Annotated in this window: 21 protein-coding genes and 2 riboswitches; of the genes, 16 read left to right on the top strand and 5 right to left on the bottom strand. The window is 57.0% G+C overall.

The genetic code is table 11. The annotated features are described in order from the left end of the window. Positions 1 to 59 precede the first annotated feature (59 nt). From K419_RS0104215 to K419_RS0104205, 3 genes are read right to left on the bottom strand one after another with little or no spacing between them, the layout of a single operon-like run. Entirely contained in the window at positions 60 to 1160 is a 1101-nt protein-coding gene (locus K419_RS0104215) for an HlyD family secretion protein (protein ID WP_026840487.1), read from the bottom strand. Positions 1161 to 1213: 53 nt separating this feature from the next. Then, a complete protein-coding gene (locus K419_RS0104210; RefSeq protein ID WP_026840486.1) occupies positions 1214 to 2479 on the bottom strand; it encodes a TolC family protein in 1266 nt (421 codons plus the stop codon). Between the two features lie 13 nt (positions 2480 to 2492). Then, positions 2493 to 2921, bottom strand: a complete 429-nt coding sequence (locus tag K419_RS0104205) for a MarR family winged helix-turn-helix transcriptional regulator (RefSeq protein WP_026840485.1) — start codon at positions 2919 to 2921, stop codon at positions 2493 to 2495. A 543-nt stretch (positions 2922 to 3464) separates the two neighbouring features. Between K419_RS0104205 and K419_RS0104200 the strand changes: the two genes are divergently transcribed. The 3 genes from K419_RS0104200 (at position 3465) to K419_RS0104190 (ending at position 5291) form a co-directional block, all read left to right on the top strand. Further along, the gene (locus K419_RS0104200; RefSeq protein WP_226377618.1) at positions 3465 to 4124 is read left to right on the top strand and encodes a hypothetical protein; all 660 of its coding nucleotides are present in this window, start codon (positions 3465 to 3467) and stop codon (positions 4122 to 4124) included. Positions 4125 to 4180: 56 nt separating this feature from the next. Continuing rightward, on the top strand, positions 4181 to 4987 hold the full coding sequence (locus K419_RS0104195; RefSeq protein WP_026840483.1) for an amino acid kinase family protein: 807 nt from the start codon (positions 4181 to 4183) through the stop codon (positions 4985 to 4987). A gap of 85 nt (positions 4988 to 5072) precedes the next feature. Next, positions 5073 to 5291, top strand: a complete 219-nt coding sequence (locus tag K419_RS0104190) for a hypothetical protein (RefSeq protein WP_026840482.1) — start codon at positions 5073 to 5075, stop codon at positions 5289 to 5291. A 71-nt stretch (positions 5292 to 5362) separates the two neighbouring features. On the opposite strand, the gene K419_RS0104185 is transcribed toward K419_RS0104190, so the two are convergent. Both K419_RS0104185 and K419_RS0104180 read right to left on the bottom strand, forming a co-directional pair. Continuing rightward, positions 5363 to 5566 carry a hypothetical protein gene (locus tag K419_RS0104185; RefSeq protein ID WP_026840481.1) on the bottom strand — a complete coding sequence of 68 codons (204 nt, stop codon included), beginning with the start codon at positions 5564 to 5566 and terminating at the stop codon, positions 5363 to 5365. Positions 5567 to 5568: 2 nt separating this feature from the next. Continuing rightward, positions 5569 to 6309 carry a hypothetical protein gene (locus K419_RS0104180; RefSeq protein ID WP_026840480.1) on the bottom strand — a complete coding sequence of 247 codons (741 nt, stop codon included), beginning with the start codon at positions 6307 to 6309 and terminating at the stop codon, positions 5569 to 5571. Positions 6310 to 6680: 371 nt separating this feature from the next. Next, positions 6681 to 6802, top strand: a riboswitch (molybdenum cofactor riboswitch). A 108-nt stretch (positions 6803 to 6910) separates the two neighbouring features. Next, positions 6911 to 7031: riboswitch (molybdenum cofactor riboswitch) on the top strand. A gap of 172 nt (positions 7032 to 7203) precedes the next feature. Between K419_RS0104180 and K419_RS0104170 the strand changes: the two genes are divergently transcribed. The 13 genes from K419_RS0104170 (at position 7204) to K419_RS0104110 (ending at position 18815) form a co-directional block, all read left to right on the top strand. Then, the gene (locus tag K419_RS0104170; protein WP_026840478.1) at positions 7204 to 7392 is read left to right on the top strand and encodes a hypothetical protein; all 189 of its coding nucleotides are present in this window, start codon (positions 7204 to 7206) and stop codon (positions 7390 to 7392) included. Between the two features lie 91 nt (positions 7393 to 7483). Next, entirely contained in the window at positions 7484 to 9454 is a 1971-nt protein-coding gene (locus K419_RS0104165; RefSeq protein WP_026840477.1) for an aldehyde ferredoxin oxidoreductase C-terminal domain-containing protein, read from the top strand. Beyond that, entirely contained in the window at positions 9441 to 9974 is a 534-nt protein-coding gene (locus K419_RS0104160; RefSeq protein ID WP_012531048.1) for a 4Fe-4S dicluster domain-containing protein, read from the top strand. Before K419_RS0104165 ends, K419_RS0104160 begins: the two co-directional genes overlap by 14 nt. Before the next feature lie 75 nt (positions 9975 to 10049). Further along, positions 10050 to 10532: a DVU_1557 family redox protein gene (locus K419_RS0104155; RefSeq protein ID WP_026840476.1), complete on the top strand. Its 483-nt coding sequence runs from the start codon at positions 10050 to 10052 to the stop codon at positions 10530 to 10532. A gap of 22 nt (positions 10533 to 10554) precedes the next feature. Next, on the top strand, positions 10555 to 11241 hold the full coding sequence (gene trsM / locus K419_RS0104150; RefSeq protein ID WP_026840475.1) for a DVU_1556 family methyltransferase: 687 nt from the start codon (positions 10555 to 10557) through the stop codon (positions 11239 to 11241). Continuing rightward, positions 11238 to 11675: a DVU_1555 family C-GCAxxG-C-C protein gene (locus tag K419_RS0104145; RefSeq protein ID WP_026840474.1), complete on the top strand. Its 438-nt coding sequence runs from the start codon at positions 11238 to 11240 to the stop codon at positions 11673 to 11675. The genes trsM and K419_RS0104145 overlap by 4 nt, the downstream gene beginning before the upstream one ends. Positions 11676 to 11680: 5 nt before the next feature. Further along, positions 11681 to 13096, top strand: coding sequence for a radical SAM (seleno)protein TrsS (trsS, locus tag K419_RS0104140; protein WP_026840473.1), 1416 nt, complete (start codon positions 11681 to 11683; stop codon positions 13094 to 13096). Next, positions 13093 to 14475, top strand: coding sequence for a DVU_1553 family AMP-dependent CoA ligase (locus tag K419_RS0104135; RefSeq protein ID WP_026840472.1), 1383 nt, complete (start codon positions 13093 to 13095; stop codon positions 14473 to 14475). The genes trsS and K419_RS0104135 overlap by 4 nt, the downstream gene beginning before the upstream one ends. 22 nt (positions 14476 to 14497) lie before the next feature. Beyond that, on the top strand, positions 14498 to 15244 hold the full coding sequence (gene modA / locus K419_RS0104130) for a molybdate ABC transporter substrate-binding protein (protein ID WP_026840471.1): 747 nt from the start codon (positions 14498 to 14500) through the stop codon (positions 15242 to 15244). 49 nt (positions 15245 to 15293) lie between these two features. After that, complete coding sequence (gene modB, locus K419_RS0104125; protein WP_026840470.1) at positions 15294 to 15977, top strand: molybdate ABC transporter permease subunit; 684 nt, start codon at positions 15294 to 15296, stop codon at positions 15975 to 15977. A 1-nt stretch (position 15978) separates the two neighbouring features. Continuing rightward, the gene (gene modC, locus K419_RS0104120) at positions 15979 to 17034 is read left to right on the top strand and encodes a molybdenum ABC transporter ATP-binding protein (protein WP_026840469.1); all 1056 of its coding nucleotides are present in this window, start codon (positions 15979 to 15981) and stop codon (positions 17032 to 17034) included. A gap of 169 nt (positions 17035 to 17203) precedes the next feature. After that, complete coding sequence (locus K419_RS0104115; protein WP_026840468.1) at positions 17204 to 17917, top strand: fatty acid desaturase CarF family protein; 714 nt, start codon at positions 17204 to 17206, stop codon at positions 17915 to 17917. Between the two features lie 100 nt (positions 17918 to 18017). After that, positions 18018 to 18815 carry a M48 family metalloprotease gene (locus tag K419_RS0104110; protein WP_026840467.1) on the top strand — a complete coding sequence of 266 codons (798 nt, stop codon included), beginning with the start codon at positions 18018 to 18020 and terminating at the stop codon, positions 18813 to 18815. Positions 18816 to 18823: the final 8 nt, after the last annotated feature.

The raw sequence follows: 18823 nt of genomic DNA, 5'->3' as shown, positions 1-18823 counted from the left end.
CCGGTGCTTTGTGGTCTCCCCTCCCTTGACGGGAGGGGCAGGGGGCGGGTGAAGGTGCTTTAGCGGCCGAAATCGACCACGTCGCCGAAGGTCTGTCCGGTGAGGATGGTGGGGACCACGCTCATCCCGACCCGCAACAGGTGCTCGGGGTCGCTTCTGCGGTCAATGGCGATCCTGACCGGGATCCTCTGGGTCACCTTGACGTAGTTTCCCGTGGCGTTTTCAGGCGGCAGCAGCGAGAAGGCGGCGCCGGTTCCGGCCATGATGCTTTCCACCTTTCCGGTGAAGGTCCGCCCGGGGTAGGTATCTACAGTGAACTCGACGCTCTGCCCCGGCCGCACCTTGGCCAGTTGGCTTTCCTTGTAGTTCGCGGTGATCCAGGCCCCCTCCAGCGGCACCACGGCCATCAGCGCCTGGCCCGGCTGCACGTAGTTTCCCGGCTCGACACCCTTCCTGGTCACGAAGCCGTCGCCGGGGGCGACGATGCGGGTATAGGAGAGGTTCAGGCGCGCGGTCTCCAACTCCGCCTGTTTCTCGGCAACCCTGGCGTCCTTGGAGCCGGTGCCGGAAATGCCGATCATAGCCTTCGCCTTTGTTTCCGCTTCCTGCGCCTCCTTGAGCTGCATCTGCGCGACACGGTGCGCGGTGCGCTGACGCTCCAACTGCTCGCGGGGGATAACTTCCTTGGCATAAAGCGCCTCGGCCCGTCTCAGGTCCAAGTTCGCCTGCTCCAGGCGAGCGGACGCCAAGCCGATGTTGGCCCGGGCGCTCTCGACTTGCGCGTAGTCGCCTGAGGTCTCGTTCTTGGCCATTTCCACGGAAGCCGCGGCGCTGTTCTCGCGCGCCCGGTAGTCCGAGGGGTCGAGTTCCACCAGCAGCTCTCCCTTGCGCACGAACTGGTTGTCCACCACCGCAACCCGGTGCACCAGTCCGGGAACCCGGCTCGCGATGGAGTGGACATGCGACTCGATGAAGGCGTTGTCCGTCTCGATGTGGGTCTTGCTGCGGACCCAGCGGTGCACGCCGAAAAGCGCCCCGATAACGATGATCACGAGGAGCAGGATGCCGCCGCGCTGCCTCTTGTTGAGCCCCCTCCGTTCGCCGTCCGGCGCAGGATTGGTCCCGTTATTCTCAGTAGTCTCGGTCGTATGTTCAGCCATTTATATGAACCTCAAGAAGTTTGCTTGGCGTAGAAAAAGTGCCGCCTTGTGTATTACAGCTCTCCCGTCGCCCGCTTCACCCGGGCTGCGGCTACCTGGAGATCGAAGACGCTGCGAAAGTAGTCGGTCCTGGTCTGGGTAAGGAGGGTTTGGGCGTCGATAACCTCGGTGGCGGTGCCGACCTTTTCCTGGTACCTGTCGCGGGTAATGCGAAGGTTTTCCCTTCCTTGCTCTATTGCCTTCTCGGCAACCTTGAGCCGCGTGAGCGCGACCTTCATGTCGTTTTGTGCCGTCGACAGTTCGAGCCTGACGCGCTCTTCCAGGTCCCTCATCCGCTCTTCGTCTCTCGACCGCGATTCGACCGCCTGGCGGATCCTCGCTTCCTTGGCGGCTCCGTCAAAGAGATTCACCTTGAGCCCAAGCGTCGCAGCGTAGATGGTTTGCTCGCGGACCTTGCTGTTGTCCAGGTAGTCCAGGCCGAACCTGGCGAAGATCTCCGGATAATAATCGCTCTTCGCCTCTTTGACGGCGTGCTCGTCCGCGTTGACCACAGCCCTGAGTGCGGAGATCTCTGCGCGCTTGGAAAGGTCGGGGACAGACTGCTGGTCGGGAAGGGGGGGAGTCTCGATCTGTTCCTGGAGGTCGGCGCGGTGACTGGCTGGGGCGCCGGTGAGATAGTTCAGGTAGAGCCAGCCGTTTTCTATCAGGTTCAGGGCGCCATAAAGGTTCTGCCTGCTGGAAGCCACCCTGACCTCGGCCTGCAAGAGGTCGTTGCGTGTCACCACGCCCTCTTCGAACAGCGCCTGGGCCGTCTTCTGGTGGGCGGTCATCTGGACCACCTCGTCGTTGGCAGCGCCGACCAGCTTCTCCGCGGCGAGAATGCCGAAGTAGGCGCGCACCACCTCCAGGAACAGGTCCTGCTCCTGCCCAAGATGGGAAAACTGCGCCGCGTCGCGCCGCAGCCTGGCTCTCGCCTCGCGGGCGCCGGTGCGCCCGAAATCGTACAGGGTGTTGTAAATGGTGAGGTTCAGGAAGGGGTAGCGGGCATCCTGTGTTTCCTGGACGATGTTGCCGAACTTCACAGCCTGTGGGTCCAGTTGCGCGGTGTACCCGGCCTGCAGGTCCACCCGCGGCAGCCTTGCGCTGCGGGCAATGGAAATCTGTTCCTGCGCGATCGCCACGTCATGGGTGCTGGCCCTGAGCCCCCTGCTGCTTGCAGCGGCCTTGGTGAGGCACTCCTGCAGAGTTAGGGTCTCGGCGTTAGCCGCGCCTGTTCCAGTGAGCGCCATCAATGCCAGTATAATCAATGCTCTTCGCATGAAAGCTCCCGGATCAGCTGCGGATCTTTTCCAACAGCGACTTCAAGGTTTCCTGTTCTTCGGAGGTCAGTTTCGCTACCAGCTTGCGCTGGGCTTTCAGTGCCAGCGGCGTCAGTTCCGGCTGCAGCGCCTTTCCTGTTGCCGTGAGGCAGATGCGATAGGCGCGGCGGTCGTCAGGGTCCGCCTGTCTGGCCACGAGCCCCTCTTTTTCCAGCCTGTCTATCAGACCGCCCATGGTTGTTCTGTCGATTTGGCTCTTAGCCGAGAGCACCGACTGGCTCAACCCATCCTCTTGCCACAAGAAACCTAGCAGACCGAATTGTTGTGGTGTTAGATCGTAGTCGTCGAAGTGTTCCTTGAAGATGAGGCTCGCGCGCTGATAAGCCTTGGACAAGAGAAATCCCACGGTCTTCTCTATCTCGATCGGTGTTTTTGCTGGCATGCAAAGCCCCCTCCTCTCGAAGCGGTTACCCGTGAGTACGGCGCGCGAAAAAACAAAGCACCAAAGCAGTTTAACAGCTGTAAATCGCGGCAGTATATCATACCCATGCTGCGGCAGGTGTGTCATTATGCATATAATCAGTATGCTGTCAATAAATCAGGCAGGCACAGCGCTGCTTCTGTTGCAATACCTCCTTGTAGATGATGCTGCAGCGGCAGACACAGTTAGATGCGACCAGCGGCGCAGGATGGATCGGCAGCTTTTAACTCATCTCGTTAACGACATAGACCCGCATAAGAGTGGAAGGAAAGAAGGCGCCCTACCATGGAGGAAATACTCCTGTCCTCATAGTTCTTATTCTGAAGCTTGTGCCTTATGCGCATACTGACTTTCATTTGAAGAATTCGGATGTACACTACCCACTTGTATCTTACTCCACTTATAGTGAGAGAAGCTTCCGTGCGAATACTGCTCGCAATTGATGACACTGACAATATGGACAGCAAGGGAACTGGAGCAATTGCAGCCCTGATAGCAGAGGCAATGCTGCGTGATGGCTTTGGAATCCCGGGCTTCATCACCAGGCACCAGTTGCTGGTTCACCCGGATATACCGTACACCTCTCATAACAGCGCCATGTGCTTTCCGGCTGATATTGACGGGACGCGTATCCACGCGCTGGCAACATTTTGCAGCGGGCTCCTGGGGCGTGAGTGTGCGGACGGTTCCGACCCGGGGCTTTGCATCGCCGCTGTCGACCGGATTACCAATGGGGAGGAACTGATTGGATTCGGCCGGCGCGCGAAAAGCGAAATCCTGACCAAGGAAGAGGCGCTGTTCCTGGCAAGTCGGCTCGGAGTGCACCTGTCGGAACATGGCGGAACCGGGGATGGCGTCATCGGGGCTCTCGCCGGGGTAGGGTTGCGTCTCTGGGGGAACGATGGCCGGATGAGGGGGGCTCTGAAAGGGCCTCAGCCCGGTGAATTTTGGCGGGTACGTGACCTATTGGAGCAGGCGGACGTTGAGGCGGTCCGTTCTGTGGCAGGGGACGCCATAGACGAGAACGAATGTGTCCTGATAGGGGAAAAGCCGAAAACGGTGATGCGGGAAGGGATTTCGGTGCTCCTTCTATCTGCCAGGAGGATAGGTGCGGCTAAAGCGCAGTGGGAGACTTTGCCGAAAAAACTGTTACGGGAGTACTGAGAGTTAAGGTAAATCGGATTGACGGATAGAAGTATGCAAACACAGGAGGTTGTGCAATGGCTGAACGGCATGAGATTGAGTCGCATCTTAAGGGAGAGACGCTGGTCCGAAAGGGTTTAAGGCACAGAGCGGGTGGCACGCCGACGCTTCGTTTGGTTCCGGACCTGAACGTGGTCAAGATTGGGGGGCATGGGCTCATCGACTACGGAAGCCAGGTTGTCTTTCCCGTGATGCAGGAGATCGGTGAACTTTCCCAGGAGCACAAGCTGATGGTGGTGACCGGAGGCGGTGTCAGGGTGCGTCACATCTTGGACATCGGCATTGACCTTGGCATGCCTACAGGAGTCCTTGCAGAACTGGCAGGCAAGATCAGCGAACAGAATGCCGAGATCGTGACCCTGCTGCTTTCCAAGTGGGGGGGGACCCGGGTTAAGACGGGGGAGCTTCTCGACCTCCCCACCTTACTCCATCTGAAGCTCCTTCCGGTTATTCATGGCACACCGCCCTACGGCCTCTATGAACATCCTCCGGAGGCGGGGCTGATACCTCCGCACCGCACGGATACCGGGGCGCTTCTCATGGCCGAGGTGCTGGGAGCAAGAAGCTGCATCCTGGTGAAAAACGTCGATGGACTTTTCACTGAGGACCCCCGCGTCAACCCTAAAGCGGAGTTGATCGAGGAGATCACCGTCAGTGAGCTGATCAAAAGGGACATGGAGGACCTGGTTTTGGAGCGGAAGATGCTCTACCTGCTGCGGGACATGGTCAACGTAAGAGAAATCCGTATCGTGAACGGCCACAAGCCCGGCAACATCGGGAGGGCCATCCGCGGAGAGAAGGTGGGTAGCGTGATAACAGTCTGAAAAGGCTTGGTTTGTGCGCAGCCAACGATATACAATAGAGCCGTATCCTCCAAGGGAGGAAAAAAAGGAAAGGAGGCACCCTTTCATGTCAGGAAAAATCTTTTACCGGGAGAGAACGAAGATGGCGGACGGAGCCCATCAGCCACGACACGTCGTGGTGGCGGTTTCGGACCTGAACCTCAAGGTGTACGGACAGCACATACGGATGTGCGAGCTTAAGTTCATCGCGGACTCTGTGGGAGCAGAGTTGGTCCATTTGCCGCGCGGGCCTAAGCACCAGGGAGAAACGACTGAAGGTGACTAGTTAACGTAAGAGGTGCAGAAATGGGGGGTGTCGGCGGACACCCCCATTTTTGTTACCGCGGTTCGCAGTGCTCATGGTGCTGCGAGGCAGGTGAACGAAGCGGGGTTCCAGCGCCGGTAGCGGCAGTTGTAGCAGGAGCGCTCGTCCTCGGCGACCAGTTCCTCCTCAACGTCTTCGGCAAAGCTCTGACATTCCAGCGCGGCACTGGCGGCGGCCCCCCAGCTCTCTTTGCCCAAGGTGAATTCTCTTGTTCCATTCCAGGCTACTTGCCACATGATCAATACCCCCGAAGCTGCTTTCTATGCGTGGTCTGCCAGTTAGCCTCGCTTCCGTCGCGACTGAGCGGGCTGACAAAGAGGACAGACAAGCCATGTCGCAGCACCGTCTTAGGTTTTTCCCCGATCTCCACAAGCGCGTCAGGGGAAAGTTCTCCTCCATCAAAAGGGCGCACCGCATCGATATGAGGATGGTCCAGCAATTCCTCCAGACGCAGGAGATTCCTGCCGCTAAAGTCCAACGCTCCCTTCATTCGCCCGTCGTTACCTGAAAGCCTCAATCCCGCACCGGCCAGTGCCCCTATAATCCCCTGCCCTGTCCCGCCATGCTCCGAAAGATGCAGCCCGAGACGCCCCCCGAGTTCATACGCGTTGCGCGTGGTCAGCACTTGCCGTTTTGCCTTCTGTCCAAAATCGATCAGCTCCGCCCCGTCTCCCAGCCGTTCCAAAGGAGCAACACACAATCCCGGATCGGAACCCGCTGCACATTCATGGTCGAGAAACCCGCAGGTGAACGCGATGACAGGCTCCAGTGCTCCTTCCTGAAGGTCGGCCGGAAAGCACATAGCGCTGTTGTGGGAGGTGTACGGTATGTCCGGATGAACTAGAAGCTGGTGGCGCGTCACTATCCCGGTTTTCGCCCAACCATTTGCCTCAAGCGCCTCAGCTATCAGAGATGCTATTTCCCCAGTTCCCCTGCTTTCTAAATTGTCAGTGTCATCGATTGATATCAAAACCTTCATGTTGGGTCCTTTTCCGACGTATAGAAATTTATATAACGGTGGACAGGGAAAAGCAGCGCAGCTCCGAGAGATGGTCGGTCATGGGCAAAGCATTTAACACAACTCCTGCGTATACGGAAGAACAATTTTTGGCGCTGTCCACAGCTGTAGTAGCCGCGGGAGGTGCTTTATGATGGCTGATTCCAGACCGACATGAGAGCAAAGAGGTGCAGCATTTACCAAGGCGGGGATATCCTTCTGTTGCCCGCCGATTTTTGCTTGACAGTATAATGGTATTAAAGTACCTTTTTGCCGGAAATAATTAATGGACTGGTAAAGGCAGAACTGCAGGCCGGGTTTCATGCCAGACAGTTCCTTGATTCTGTAAAAACTTAAACATCAGTCTCCGAGCCGTGGCGCCTAAAAGGGATCTTCCCTCAAGGCGGGCCGGCCTATGGGTATCGCTGGAAACGGCGGTGCCTCCCTTTTGCAAAGGAGACCCCAACGGCCGGAGTGCGTCCGGAACCGTCAAGGGGCCTCTCTACCCAGAGATGCCCCTTTTGCGTTTGTTGTACTTGAAGCCGCACCCAAGCGAGAGTGAGTGTAGCGGCAAACAAAAATCCGAAAAATCAGTCTCCGAGCCGTGGCGCCTAAAAGGGATCTCCCTCAAGGTGGGCCGGCCTATGGGTATCGCTGGAAACGGCGGTGCCTCCCTTTTGCAAAGGAGACCCCAACGGCCGGAGTGCGTCCGGAACCGTCAAGGGGCCTCTCTATCCAAGAGACGCCCCTTTTTTATTCACAGGGCGTCCCAAACTCGATTGCCGGGCACCGGCCGCGAGCGTTCATCAACAGACGCAACCGCAAAGATGACTTTATTGGCTGATCACCAAATCAAACAGGGAGGAGGAAAGGAAAATGAAATACACAGAAGCGGGATGCTATCTCGAAGTCGACGTCTTGACGGGAAACATAGACCGTGTGGCGGTCGACCCTAAGGTAATGGAACAAAATCTTTGCAGGCAGGGAATCAGCATCAATGAACCGTGCGGAGGGTTTTGCCAGCATTCGGTCAAGACCTGCCTTCGCGTGGAAGAAAGTGAATGAAAGCGATAGCCCAAGGAGGAACGTTACGAGCGCATTGGTAGATAAGACAGACATCAAGACATGGAATGTGCACATCTAAAGAGAGGTGAAAATGAGATACGCAGAGGCAGGATACTATTTGGAAATCGACCTGGCGACGGGGAACATCGAACGCGTAGCAACCGACCCCAAGCTGATGCAACTTCATCTGGGAGGATTGGGTACCAGCATCAAGGAACATTGGGACCGGGTCCCGCCAGAGGTTAAGGCGTTTGACCCTGAAAACCACCTTATCTTCAGTACCGGCCTTTTGAATGCTACGCCTGCTTTCAGTGCCAACCGTTCCGTTGTCACCTTCGTTTCACCGCAGTCGGGGACGTTGGCCTACCCCATGATGGGGGGATTTTTCGCGGCGGAACTGAAGTATGCCGGCTACGACAAGGTGATCTTCAAGAACAAGTCGCCCAACTGGGTGTACCTGTACATCAACAACGACAAGGTAGAGATACGCGACGCCTCGCATCTGCAGGGAAGAGGCGCCGTTGAAACTCAGGAGCTTATTCGAAAAGAACTGAATCTGCCCAAAGCACAGGTGGCGGCAATAGGCCTTGCCGGCGAGAACCGGGTCTTCACGGCTTCTATCGAGCAGTCCAGGTCGAGCGCCAGCAGGCTCGGCGGCGGCGCTGTCATGGGAGACAAGAAGATAAAGGCAATTGCCGTTCGTGGAACAAAGGACATCTATCTCGCCCGGCCTGAAGAGTTCATGGAACAGATGAAGGGGGTGACGGACTACATCAAGTACAGGTGGGCCAACCCCATCAAGGACGTGATGACCATCTTGTCCGGCATCGGCTCGCCGCAGGAGATGCTGCATACGGACGAAAAGTGGCACACGGAGAACTTTGCCTGGGGCAATGCCCGCACCAGGAGAAGAGACTTCTGGACCGAAGAAATCGACGAATCCTGGTCGAAGTCACAACATGCCGCGGTAAAGCGGTTGATAAGCTGCTTTAACTGTCCTACGCATTGCGGGGCGCTGATTTCCCACAAAGATACCCCGCGATATATGGCGAAATGCTTCGGGAAACTCACCTATGCCATGGCGGCCTACGTCGATGACTTGGACTTCTCCTGGAAGATCCTGCAACGCGCTACCGAGTACGGCGTCGACTCCTTCTCGACCCCCCAGATTCTTGCCTTCGCCGTTGAACTCTATGAAGCGGGCATCCTAACGGACAAGGACTTCGCCGGATGTCCATCCGACAAAGAGGGAAGGTTCTTCTGGCTCCTCGACAGGGTCGTCCGGCGGGAAGGAATCGGCGACGTCCTGGCTGACGGCGTTTATTTCGCGGCGCGCAAGATCGGCAACGGCGCCGAGGCGTTCGATCACAACACCATCAAGAAGCACGAGCAGCTTCCGGTCAAGCTCGGAACGCTGGATCCGCTCTACTTCCTCATGTACGCCACCAACGAGAAGATAAGCATCACCCAGATGGAAGGGCAATGGCCCCAGTCGGCTTTTCCAACCCCGGAGCAGAGAGAGGAGTTCGTCAGGGATTGGCCCCAAATTCCCCATGATAAATTCAAGCAATGGGTACTGGACTGGGAACTGAGGGGAGAAAAGGCAATCCCGTATTATCCGACACCGGACATGTGCTCCGAAATCGTCGACTGGATGGAGATGATGCACAACATCGACGATGCAGTAGGCATGTGCTGCGGCATGTCGTCGTTCTGCCTGAAACCTCCTTACCACATCCACAACTATCCCAAATTGATCTCTGCCGCGACCGGAATGGACCTGGACGAGGATGGGCTGAAAGAAATCGCCAACAGGAATCGGAACCTGCACAGGGCATACAACAACAGGAAAGGGATCAGAAGGGCCGATGAGAAGCCGCCTACAGATCACTGGAAAAAGAGATTCCCCGAACTGGAAGAAGAACTGTTGTCGACCTATTACAAATACAAGGGATGGAACGAAGACGGTATTCCCACTAGAGAAAAGCTGGAAGAGCTGGGACTGGGCTATGTCGCTAACGACTTGGAAAAAAGGGGGATACTGAAAAATGGCGAAAATTAAGAAGAAGATCAGAACGATCACAGTCAATGCGGACAAGTGCAACGGTTGTCGGACCTGTGAGGTGATGTGTTCGGCTTTCCACGCTGTTCCTCCATACAGCAGCAACAATCCGGGACGGTCCCGCATCCAGATCATCACCGACCGGCTTGAGGACATCTGGCTACCCGTTTTTGCCGGCGAGTACACCGAGGCCGAGTGCATGGGGAGAAACAAGTACATCATCGATGGCAAGGAGTACCGCGAGTGCGACTCCTGCCGTGCTTCCTGCCCGGCAAGGGACCTGTTCAAGGAGCCCGACTCCGGCCTTCCTCTCAAGTGCGACATGTGCGATGGCGAAGATGAGCCGATCTGTGTCAAGTGGTGCCTCGTGGACGCCTTGAGCTACGAGGAACGGGAAGAGGAAGTGGAAGAGGAAAAACCGAATATGACCCAGATGGAGATCGGCCTGGAACAGTTCGCAAAGAAACACGGGTTGCAAAATGTAGTAGACACAGTCGCCCGCATGGCAAAGAAGGGGTAGCTGCAGGTTGCGGAACCGTTAGTACAACACGCTCCCCCCGGCTAAAGCCGGGGGGAGATGATGACGGAAGAACCTATGAACTCTTATGAGCAGATTGTTTTAGATGTCTCCGAGGAGGGTGAGCGTCTTTTGGAGGATCGCCTGATCCTGAGAGAGGACGTACAAAAAGTCATCCATCATGCCGAGGTGACCGGGAAGAAGCTGGTCCACCGCTGTACCGGCCGGTCTCTCGCCTTCTACCGCCCGAAAGCGGTCACCTACTGGGTGGAGTACAGCCGGACCGATGAAGCCTATCGTGTCTTTACCGCCTATTCGCACAGGATGGTGTTGAAGTCGAGCGGAAGCACGAATGAATGGGTCAAGTCCGGAGCCGGGAGCGACTGGCATTGCGATCGGTGCCGGACTCCGCTTGAAGTTCAGACAGTCCGACTTCAGTACATGCAGTCGATATTCCCCATCAATCTTCCGGCCTGTTCCAGTTGCGGATTCATACTGATCGACGAGGAACTGGCAATAGGAAAGGTGGCCGAGGCAGAGCAGGCGCTGGAAGACAAGTAGTGCTACCGCTGGGAAGGTGACAATGATGAACGATACTGCATGTAACTGGCTGGAGATTCATGACGCAGTGGGGACGTGCCTGCGTCCGGGTGGCCCGGCGCTGACGGAGAGGGCGTTGGAGGTCTGCGATCTTCCGGCTGGTTCTGTGGTCGCCGATATCGGCTGCGGCGCGGGCGGGACGTTGCTGCACCTTGAACGAACACGATTTTTCCGGCTGGCAGGAGTCGACGCTTCAGCGCCGCTTCTCGCGGTGGCAGCCGCCAGGCTGGAAACGGCTCGACTCGTCTACGGGCGGGCGGAAAATCTCCCCTTCGAGCAGGAAACCTTCGATGCCCTCTTTTGCGAATGCGTCCTTTCAATTGTCGACGACAAGCCGGCGGCTCTCGACGAGTTTGCGCGGGTGGTTAAGGACGGAGGTTTTCTGGTCTTAAGCGACGTTTTCAGCAAAGGCGGTCACGGCAACGGGGGCGACGCGTACTGGCTTCTCTCGCAGGAGGAGCTCCTTGACTCGCTATCGCAGCGCGGTTTCACCGTATTGCTTTGGGAAGTGCACGACCGGCTGCTCAAGGAGTTCGCAGTCCGCATGATCTTCGCCGGCAAATCCCTGCTGCAGTTTTCGGGGTGCGGCCTCAGCTACTACCTTTTGGTTGCCCGGAAAGAGCAGACGATTTTCGAAGCAGCAGGAAACGGAAGGGAGGGAAAATCATGAACGATATATTCCTGCAGCTGATAAAGCTGAGGCCCAAAGGGTACTGCTGCGCACAACTCATCGTAATACTAGCCCTCAAGGCCCGAGGGAAGACCAATGACGACCTGGTGAGATCCCTCGGGGGACTCTGCTTCGGCAACTGGAGCGGCGAGTTCTGCGGAGCCCTTTCCGGGGGAGCCTGCGTTATCTCTCTGTATTCTGGCAAAGGGGGTGAGGAAGAGGCCCTCGACGAGCGGCATATGACGATGATGGGTGAACTGGCGGGGTGGTTCAGGGAGGTTGCCGCCCGTGAGTACGGCGGTACGCGCTGTGATGAAATTCTGGAGAGGTGTCCCGGACACGGCAAATGCGGGCAGATTGTGGCGGAAACCTATAACAAATGCATGGAAATACTGGTGAACCACGGGTTCGACCCCGCAAATGGGAAAGGATAAAGGTCATGAAAACAACCGGTCCCGATGCAACCGAGAGCGTCTGCCCCGTTTGCCTCAAGAGAATCCCGGCCGAACGAGTGTTGCAGGGCGACGAGGTGTTCCAAGTCAAACGGTGCGCAGAACACGGCGCCTTCAAGACCCTCATCTGGCGCGGAGAGCCTTCGCTGGCAAAATGGCGCAGGCCCAAAGCGCCCGTCCATCCCGAACTTTGCTATGGAACCCTCGACAAGGGGTGCCCTTTCGATTGCGGCCTCTGCAGCGACCATCGGCAGCTCCCTTGTTCCGTCCTGCTCGAAGTGACGGACCGCTGCAACCTGCAATGCGCGGTCTGCTTTGCCGATGCCGGCCCCAAGGGGACAGGGGATCCTTCCCTTGAGCGGATCTCCTGGTTGTTGGAACGGGCCATGGCGGCGGCGGGGGCGTGCAGCCTGCAGATGTCGGGGGGCGAGCCGACCCTGCGGGACGACCTTCCGGAGATCGTGGAAGCAGCGCGGCGGATCGGCTTCTCCTTCATCCAGGTGAATACCAACGGCCTGCGCCTTGCCAGTGACAGAGCGTACGCGCAGCGGCTGCAGGCTGCGGGGCTTTCGTCGGTCTTCCTCCAGTTCGACGGGGTTGACGACGAGATTTACCGCACCTTGAGGGGAAGAGCGCTTCTGGAGCAGAAACTTTTGGCCGTCAGAAATGCCGGAGAGGCTGGTCTCGGGGTGGTCTTCGTCCCGACGCTGGTCAGAGGAGTCAACACCGAAGCTGTCGGAGCCATAGTGCGGCAAGCCCTGCAGCTTGCCCCGGTCGTGCGGGGCATCCATTTCCAGCCGGTCAGCTATTTCGGCCGGTTCCCGGAGGAAGAGTGTGGCGCGGACCGGTTCACCCTACCCGAACTGATGAGGTGCCTCCAAGATCAAACCGGAAAACTGCTCAAGGTGGAGGATTTTTCTCCCCCCGGCGGGGAACATGCCCACTGCTCCATGCACGCCACCTACGTCTACTCGGCAAACGGCGGACTGCGCCCGCTGGGGGCTGCGGGCGGCGAATCCTGCTGTACGACGGAGTGCGGCAGCGGTGGCATCAGGCAAACGGTGGATACGGTGTCGCGTCGCTGGAAACTGCCACCTGGAGTTCAATTTCCCAACGCCACTTCGACCTCCGGATCGTGCTGCCGCGGCGGGACCGGACCTGAGACCACCCGGGTCGAGGGCCCGGTCGACTTGGACGTATTTCTCAAGGAGGTCTCAACCAGGAGCTTCACCATATCCGCCATGGCCTTTCAGGATGCCGAGAACCTTGATCTGGAGCGGCTGAAGGGATGCTGCATCTCGGTGATATCCCCCGACGGAAAGCTGGTCCCCTTCTGCGCCTACAACCTCACCAGCCGGGAAGGGAAAAGCCTCTACAGAAAGCAGCCAGGAGACGGACTATGAAAATGACCCCGCTTGAGGGATGGCTTCGCGGAAAGGTGAGTGGTCACCATGACGGAACCCTGGATGAGCAGATCGCCCGGTACCAATTACGGAAACTGAGTGAGACCGTCGCCTACGTCAGGGAAAAGAGCCCCTTCTACCGCGACCTCTTCTGCGGCATCGACTCGGAGTCCACCTTTGACTTTAAAAGCTTCTCCCAGCTACCCTTCACGACCGCAAACGACCTTCGGGAGCAGGGGGGGAGGATGTTGTGCACGTCGCAGGACGAGATCAAAAGGGTGGTAACGCTGCAGAGTTCGGGAACCACCGGCCAGCCCAAGAGGATTTACTTCACAGCCGAGGACCTGGAGGCCACCGTCGACTTCTTCGCGCACGGGATGGCGACCCTGGTGACTCCGGGCGCCACGGTGCTCATCTTTCTCCCCGGGGAGTTGCGGGACAGCGTGGGGGACCTGTTGGCGCGGGCCCTGGTCAGGACAAAGGTGAACCCGGTGGTCTGGGGGGCGGTGCGTGACCCGGCTGCGGCGCGAGCTGAAATAATGAAGCACCACCGCCCCTGCCTGGTCGGAATCCCCACCCAGATGCTGGCCCTGGCACGCGGGGACCTCGCGGGGGCGATTCCGAGGGGGTGGGTGGAGAGCGTCCTTCTTTCCACCGATTACGTTCCCGAGGCTATCGAGCGGGAGCTGGAGCAGCTTTGGGGTTGCCGGGTGCTGACACATTACGGCATGACCGAGACCGGCCTGGGAGGAGGGGTCGAATGCCAGGCCGGGGAGGGGTACCACCTGCGCGAGGCGGATCTTTACACCGAAATCATCGACCCTGGCACCGGATTGACTGTGGCCGACGGGGAGGAAGGGGAGGTGGTATTCACGACCATTTCCCGTCGCGGCATGCCGCTGGTGCGTTACCGGACCGGTGATCTGGCACGTATTATCAAAGAACCTTGCCCCTGCGGCACCGTGCTGAAGCGCCTGGGACGGGTGCAGGGGAGGATCGCGGCGGAAGTCGCTCTCAAGGACGGGAGACGTCTTCGAATGAACGAGTTGGACGAGGCGCTCTTCGCGATCCCGGGTGTGCTGGACTACAGGGCAGAGATCGAGGTGCGGGTGGGGCGGGACCAGCTTCGTCTTTGTTTTCAGACCGTTAAAGGGGAGGAGGAGCAGGTAGCCCGAAAGGCGAGGTCGGCTCTGCTCAGCCGGGAATCCACGAGGGTGCTTTGGCGGGATAAGGTACTGGCCTTGGGGAGCATCACGTTCTGCCCGGCCGGATGGCCGGGGACGGGCGTTGCCAAGCGTCAGATCCTGGACAGGCGGGGAATAGATCTATCCCCGAGAGCCTCAAGCTGTCCAGCGGTCATATCCGCGCTTCGCGTCTGAATGAGGGCAAGAGGATGAATAAATGAAAGAGCCGACAATCAAGCTGCTGTGTCTTTTCTGTCTTCTGCTATTGCCGGTGCGGACCTTGGCTGGCGAGGTCAAACTATCGGTCGCCGCCAGTCTAAAGGACGTGGTGAATGAATTGGCTGACGGTTTTGCCAAGAAGCATCCCGACGTAAGATTTCAGAAAAATTATGGTGCTTCGGGCGCTCTGGCAAAGCAGATAGAAAACGGTGCGCCATCAGATGTGTTCATCTCAGCAAACCTTGAGTGGATGAGCTACTTGAAGAACAAGAAACTGATGGATGCACCAAGTATCGGCACCTTCACCTACAATACGCTGGTTTTTATAGGCTCTTCAGGCAAGAAGGTATCCGGCATGAATGATCTCTTCAAACTCCACAGCATCGCTGTCGGCAGCCCGAAGAGTGTTCCGGCAGGAGCATATGCCATGGAGGCTATCAAAAGAGCCGGCAAGGACAAAGAATTGGAGAACAAGCTGGTCATGGCCAGAGACGCGCGCGACTGTCTCACCTACGCCGAACGGGGAGAGGTGGACGGCGCATTTGTTTACCGGACCGATGCGCTGCAGGCAAAGAAGGCAACAGTTCTCTTCACCGTTTCTCAGGGACTCTATCCGCCGGTGATCTACCCCATGGCTCTGACTGTCACCGGAGCGAAGAACAGTGACGCTGCTTCATTTTATAGGTTCCTCCAAAGTGCGGAGGCCAAAGTCGTTCTCAGCAAATACGGCTTTGCTTTGAAATAACGCCGGTACAGCCTGAATCGAACCTCCCGTTTTTATCCTGGAGATGCAAATGCTCGCGCTGACAAGCACTGATTACGATGCCATACGGCTCTCCATAAAGGTGGCTGCGGCGGCTATGGCCGTATCGCTTCCCTTTGGGGTTGCCTTTGCCTACCTGCTTACCTTTGGCGATTTCAAGGGGAAAGTGCTGCTTGAAGTAGTGGTTAACCTACCGTTAACGCTCCCTCCTGTGGTAATAGGCTATTTGCTTCTTCTGTTGCTGGGAAAGAACGGGTGGCTCGGTTCGCTACTGGATGCAGCCGGGATCCGGCTCATCTTCACCTGGAAGGCTGCGGTTATTGCATCTGCCTGTGTCGGGTTCCCTCTGTTGGTCAGGTCCATCAGGATCGGGATGGAGTCAATTGACATGCAACTGATTCAGGCGTCGCGAACTCTAGGCGCCACGTGGCATGACACCCTAGTTACCGTAATTCTGCCGCTTTCTTTGCACGGAATCATAGCCGGTATGTCCCTTATGTTTGCCCGCAGTCTTGGAGAATTCGGCGCGACTATCATTGTGGCCGGCAATATTCCCGGCGTCACCCAGACCATCCCGCTGGCCATCTACGACTATGCCAGTTCCCCCACAAGCGAAGATCTTGCACTGTCGCTTTGTGCCGTGTCCATCGCCATTTCAGTGGTAGTTCTCTTCTCCCATGAAGTATTCGACAAGAAGCTGGCAAGGAGGAGGTGAAATGGATATCAGGATTTCCGTGGAAAAACAGCTCGGAGGCTTCTCTTTGCAGGCAGATGTGGCGATGACAGGTGAGCGCATAGGCATTTTCGGTCCGTCGGGCAGCGGCAAGTCAACCCTGGTCGGATTGCTGGCCGGATTGCAGCAGCCGGATCGGGGGGAAATCAGCGTCGATGGGGACTGTCTATACAGCAGCAGTAAAGCGATTAATGTCCTGCCGGAACAACGGAGGATCGCCATTGTATTTCAGCAACATTGTCTCTTCCCACATCTGGACGTGAAGGCCAATTTGCTGTATGGATACCGGCGCTGCAGACCTGAGCATCGCAGCATTGATTTCGAATCACTGGTAGAGGTGCTCAACCTGAAGGATCTACTGAGGCGCGGCATCAGCAACCTCTCCGGTGGCGAGAAACAGCGGGTAGCGCTTGGGCGTGCTCTGCTTTCCAATCCCCGGCTTCTGCTGATGGACGAGCCTCTGTCGGCCCTTGACGATACTCTCAGGTTTCAGATTATTCCCTATCTCAAGAGAGTCAGTGAGCAGTTGCGGATTCCTTATCTCTTCATCTCGCATTCTCTCGTGGAAACGCGGCTCATGGCGGATCAGGTTGTTGTCGTATCGGGCGGTGCGATCGTCGCACAGACGACGTCCGAGCAACTTGCCCGGTCCCGTATGGATCTTAGTCCGGTAGGCTACATCAATCTGCTGAAACTCACCCGCCGCCGTAGGGCAAATGACCTGTACGCTTACAGATGGGGCGCAGGCGAACTTCTTATCTCCGCAGGCAGCGAGCAGCATGAGGCACTCTTCGAACTTTCATCCAAGGACATCATCCTGTGCAAGAAGCACCCCGAGGTAATCAGCGCGCGGAATCTGCTGCAATGCACGGTGACCAGTACCTTTAATTCAGGCAACAAGGTAGGGGTGGAACTGGCCAGCGGCGAGGGACGATTGGTTGCAGAGGTTGTGAACCAGGCCGCAGACGAACTGGATATTGGTGTCGGCAGTCAACTTTATGCGGCGATCAAGGCTTCTGCTTTTCGCAGAAGGGGTTAGCCTGATGAAGTCTTTCACTTGCGCTCAGTATCGGGAAGGCTTCGGCGCTGACATGAGGTGGTAGCTGAATGCCCTGAATCCAGTTCACCTTTGACATAGATAATACTCGGCCAGTATATTGGGAGGCAATGAATGGTTTAACGCGTTGGTGACTTCTGGAGAATCTATAGTGACGCTTGAAGAAAAACAAAGAGAATTCAATGTCGCCATGCAGCTGTATACCACCAGGACAGGGTACAAGCTCTTCGGTTCTTTTATCTCGGTTGCTAATGTCTTCCTGCAGGCCTGGCTGCTCTGGCGGGTCCTGCCGATCTCCGTCGGAATATTGGGGCAGGTTATTGCTATTACTGCCGCTTGGCTCATTGCTGACTTTGTTAACGGACTCGTACACTTGTACATGGACAATAACGATCGCTATGACTCCTTCTACGGTCCCCTTGTCGCCAATTTTCATCTGCACCACAAGACCCCTCGTTATCAGCCGAAAAACCTGGCGCTGGTCTATTTCGTCGAGTCGGGGTCCAAAGTCTGGCTTGTCCCCTGTTTGTTCTGTCTGGCACTCGCGGCGGAGTTTGGTGCTGTAAGTCCGCTTCTGCTTCACATATTGGTTTATGCCGGCATCCTTTCCTCTTTGGCTGAAGTGTCACATTACCTATGCCATACCTCCATGTCTCCCATCGCTCTTCGACTCGGTAATCTGGGGATTCTTCTTTCCAAAAAGCGTCACGCTGTTCATCACATGCAGGACAACATGAGCTATGCCTTCCTGAACGGACTCACCGACCCGCTAATCAACCTCATAGCGGCCAGGTCTTCTCGCGGATACAAGCAGAACACCGACCTTCATTACGCTATGTATTGCACTGAAGCCGAGAGCCGTTAGCAGACCTACCCCCTGCAACAGTACAGCAATCAGCCTTTGACATTGATGAGTGATTTATTTATATTGATCTCTAATTTTCTAACTGGGTGGTGGGGAGAGAATGAAAACAGCATCTACGTGGGCATTGCTCTTGACGATGGTTACTCTGAGCGGATGCGGATTCGTGGGGAGCAAGGTAGCCAGATTCACCACTGACTTTGAAGTGCTCCCTTCTGACAACCGCATTCTCTATGAAAGAGGAGCCAAGACTCTTGCCGAGGAAGCGGCCAAGCAGTTGCCCCAGATGATGAATGCGGTTGAGTCAAGGCAATACGGTGCATTCAAAGCGCCGGTAAAGGTTTATGCATTTGCCGGTACCAAAAGCTTTGCAAGATATGCCGGCGTTCCGGAGGTAGTGAAAGGGGCGGGTTTGGGGAGCGAGATTTACCTTTCCGGGCAGCTCCTGGGCAAGATGAACGAGGTTCGTGGAATGCTGGGGCACGAGCTTTCGCACGTCCAGATGTCGCAGACGCTCGGAACTATTACCTACAATCGCAGCCTGCCTCGCTGGTTTCGCGAGGGGCTTGCCATTTACGTCGCAGATGGCGGAGGCGCCACTTCAGTCAGCGAAGCAGAGGCGAAAGAGCAATTTCTGCGAGGGATCCATTTCACCCCGGAGACGGAAGGGGCCCTGTTAAATCTCACCCTCCCAGGTTCGAAAGGGTTGGAGCCGAGGATCTTTTACCGCCAGAGCGGCATGTTCGTCCAATACATGGCCGGCAGGTACCCGGCACAGTTTGAGACGCTCGTGAAAGGGTTGCAGGAAGGGAACCCGTTCGAAGCAGAGTTCGCTGCTGCCTTCAACCTTAAGGTGGACGAGATGTTGCAGAGCTTTATCGGCTCATTGCGAAGAGCATAATCTTCAAC

This window comes from Citrifermentans bremense R1 (assembly GCF_000426865.1).
In the GTDB taxonomy this organism is placed as follows: Bacteria; Desulfobacterota; Desulfuromonadia; order Geobacterales; family Geobacteraceae; genus Geomonas; species Geomonas bremensis.
Note: the sequence above shows the minus strand (reverse complement) of the source record. Positions and strands in the feature narration are given on the sequence as shown.

What these genes read in the sequence shown, in the direction of transcription:
- K419_RS0104215 (WP_026840487.1), bottom strand. Translation starts at nt 1,160, where the DNA reads ATGGCTGAACATACGACCGAGACTACTGAGAATAACGGGACCAATCCT.
- K419_RS0104210 (WP_026840486.1), bottom strand. Translation starts at nt 2,479, where the DNA reads ATGCGAAGAGCATTGATTATACTGGCATTGATGGCGCTCACTGGAACA.
- K419_RS0104205 (WP_026840485.1), bottom strand. Translation starts at nt 2,921, where the DNA reads ATGCCAGCAAAAACACCGATCGAGATAGAGAAGACCGTGGGATTTCTC.
- K419_RS0104200 (WP_226377618.1), top strand. Translation starts at nt 3,465, where the DNA reads ATGCTGCGTGATGGCTTTGGAATCCCGGGCTTCATCACCAGGCACCAG.
- K419_RS0104195 (WP_026840483.1), top strand. Translation starts at nt 4,181, where the DNA reads ATGGCTGAACGGCATGAGATTGAGTCGCATCTTAAGGGAGAGACGCTG.
- K419_RS0104190 (WP_026840482.1), top strand. Translation starts at nt 5,073, where the DNA reads ATGTCAGGAAAAATCTTTTACCGGGAGAGAACGAAGATGGCGGACGGA.
- K419_RS0104185 (WP_026840481.1), bottom strand. Translation starts at nt 5,566, where the DNA reads ATGTGGCAAGTAGCCTGGAATGGAACAAGAGAATTCACCTTGGGCAAA.
- K419_RS0104180 (WP_026840480.1), bottom strand. Translation starts at nt 6,309, where the DNA reads ATGAAGGTTTTGATATCAATCGATGACACTGACAATTTAGAAAGCAGG.
- K419_RS0104170 (WP_026840478.1), top strand. Translation starts at nt 7,204, where the DNA reads ATGAAATACACAGAAGCGGGATGCTATCTCGAAGTCGACGTCTTGACG.
- K419_RS0104165 (WP_026840477.1), top strand. Translation starts at nt 7,484, where the DNA reads ATGAGATACGCAGAGGCAGGATACTATTTGGAAATCGACCTGGCGACG.
- K419_RS0104160 (WP_012531048.1), top strand. Translation starts at nt 9,441, where the DNA reads ATGGCGAAAATTAAGAAGAAGATCAGAACGATCACAGTCAATGCGGAC.
- K419_RS0104155 (WP_026840476.1), top strand. Translation starts at nt 10,050, where the DNA reads ATGAACTCTTATGAGCAGATTGTTTTAGATGTCTCCGAGGAGGGTGAG.
- trsM (WP_026840475.1), top strand. Translation starts at nt 10,555, where the DNA reads ATGATGAACGATACTGCATGTAACTGGCTGGAGATTCATGACGCAGTG.
- K419_RS0104145 (WP_026840474.1), top strand. Translation starts at nt 11,238, where the DNA reads ATGAACGATATATTCCTGCAGCTGATAAAGCTGAGGCCCAAAGGGTAC.
- trsS (WP_026840473.1), top strand. Translation starts at nt 11,681, where the DNA reads ATGAAAACAACCGGTCCCGATGCAACCGAGAGCGTCTGCCCCGTTTGC.
- K419_RS0104135 (WP_026840472.1), top strand. Translation starts at nt 13,093, where the DNA reads ATGAAAATGACCCCGCTTGAGGGATGGCTTCGCGGAAAGGTGAGTGGT.
- modA (WP_026840471.1), top strand. Translation starts at nt 14,498, where the DNA reads ATGAAAGAGCCGACAATCAAGCTGCTGTGTCTTTTCTGTCTTCTGCTA.
- modB (WP_026840470.1), top strand. Translation starts at nt 15,294, where the DNA reads ATGCTCGCGCTGACAAGCACTGATTACGATGCCATACGGCTCTCCATA.
- modC (WP_026840469.1), top strand. Translation starts at nt 15,979, where the DNA reads ATGGATATCAGGATTTCCGTGGAAAAACAGCTCGGAGGCTTCTCTTTG.
- K419_RS0104110 (WP_026840467.1), top strand. Translation starts at nt 18,018, where the DNA reads ATGAAAACAGCATCTACGTGGGCATTGCTCTTGACGATGGTTACTCTG.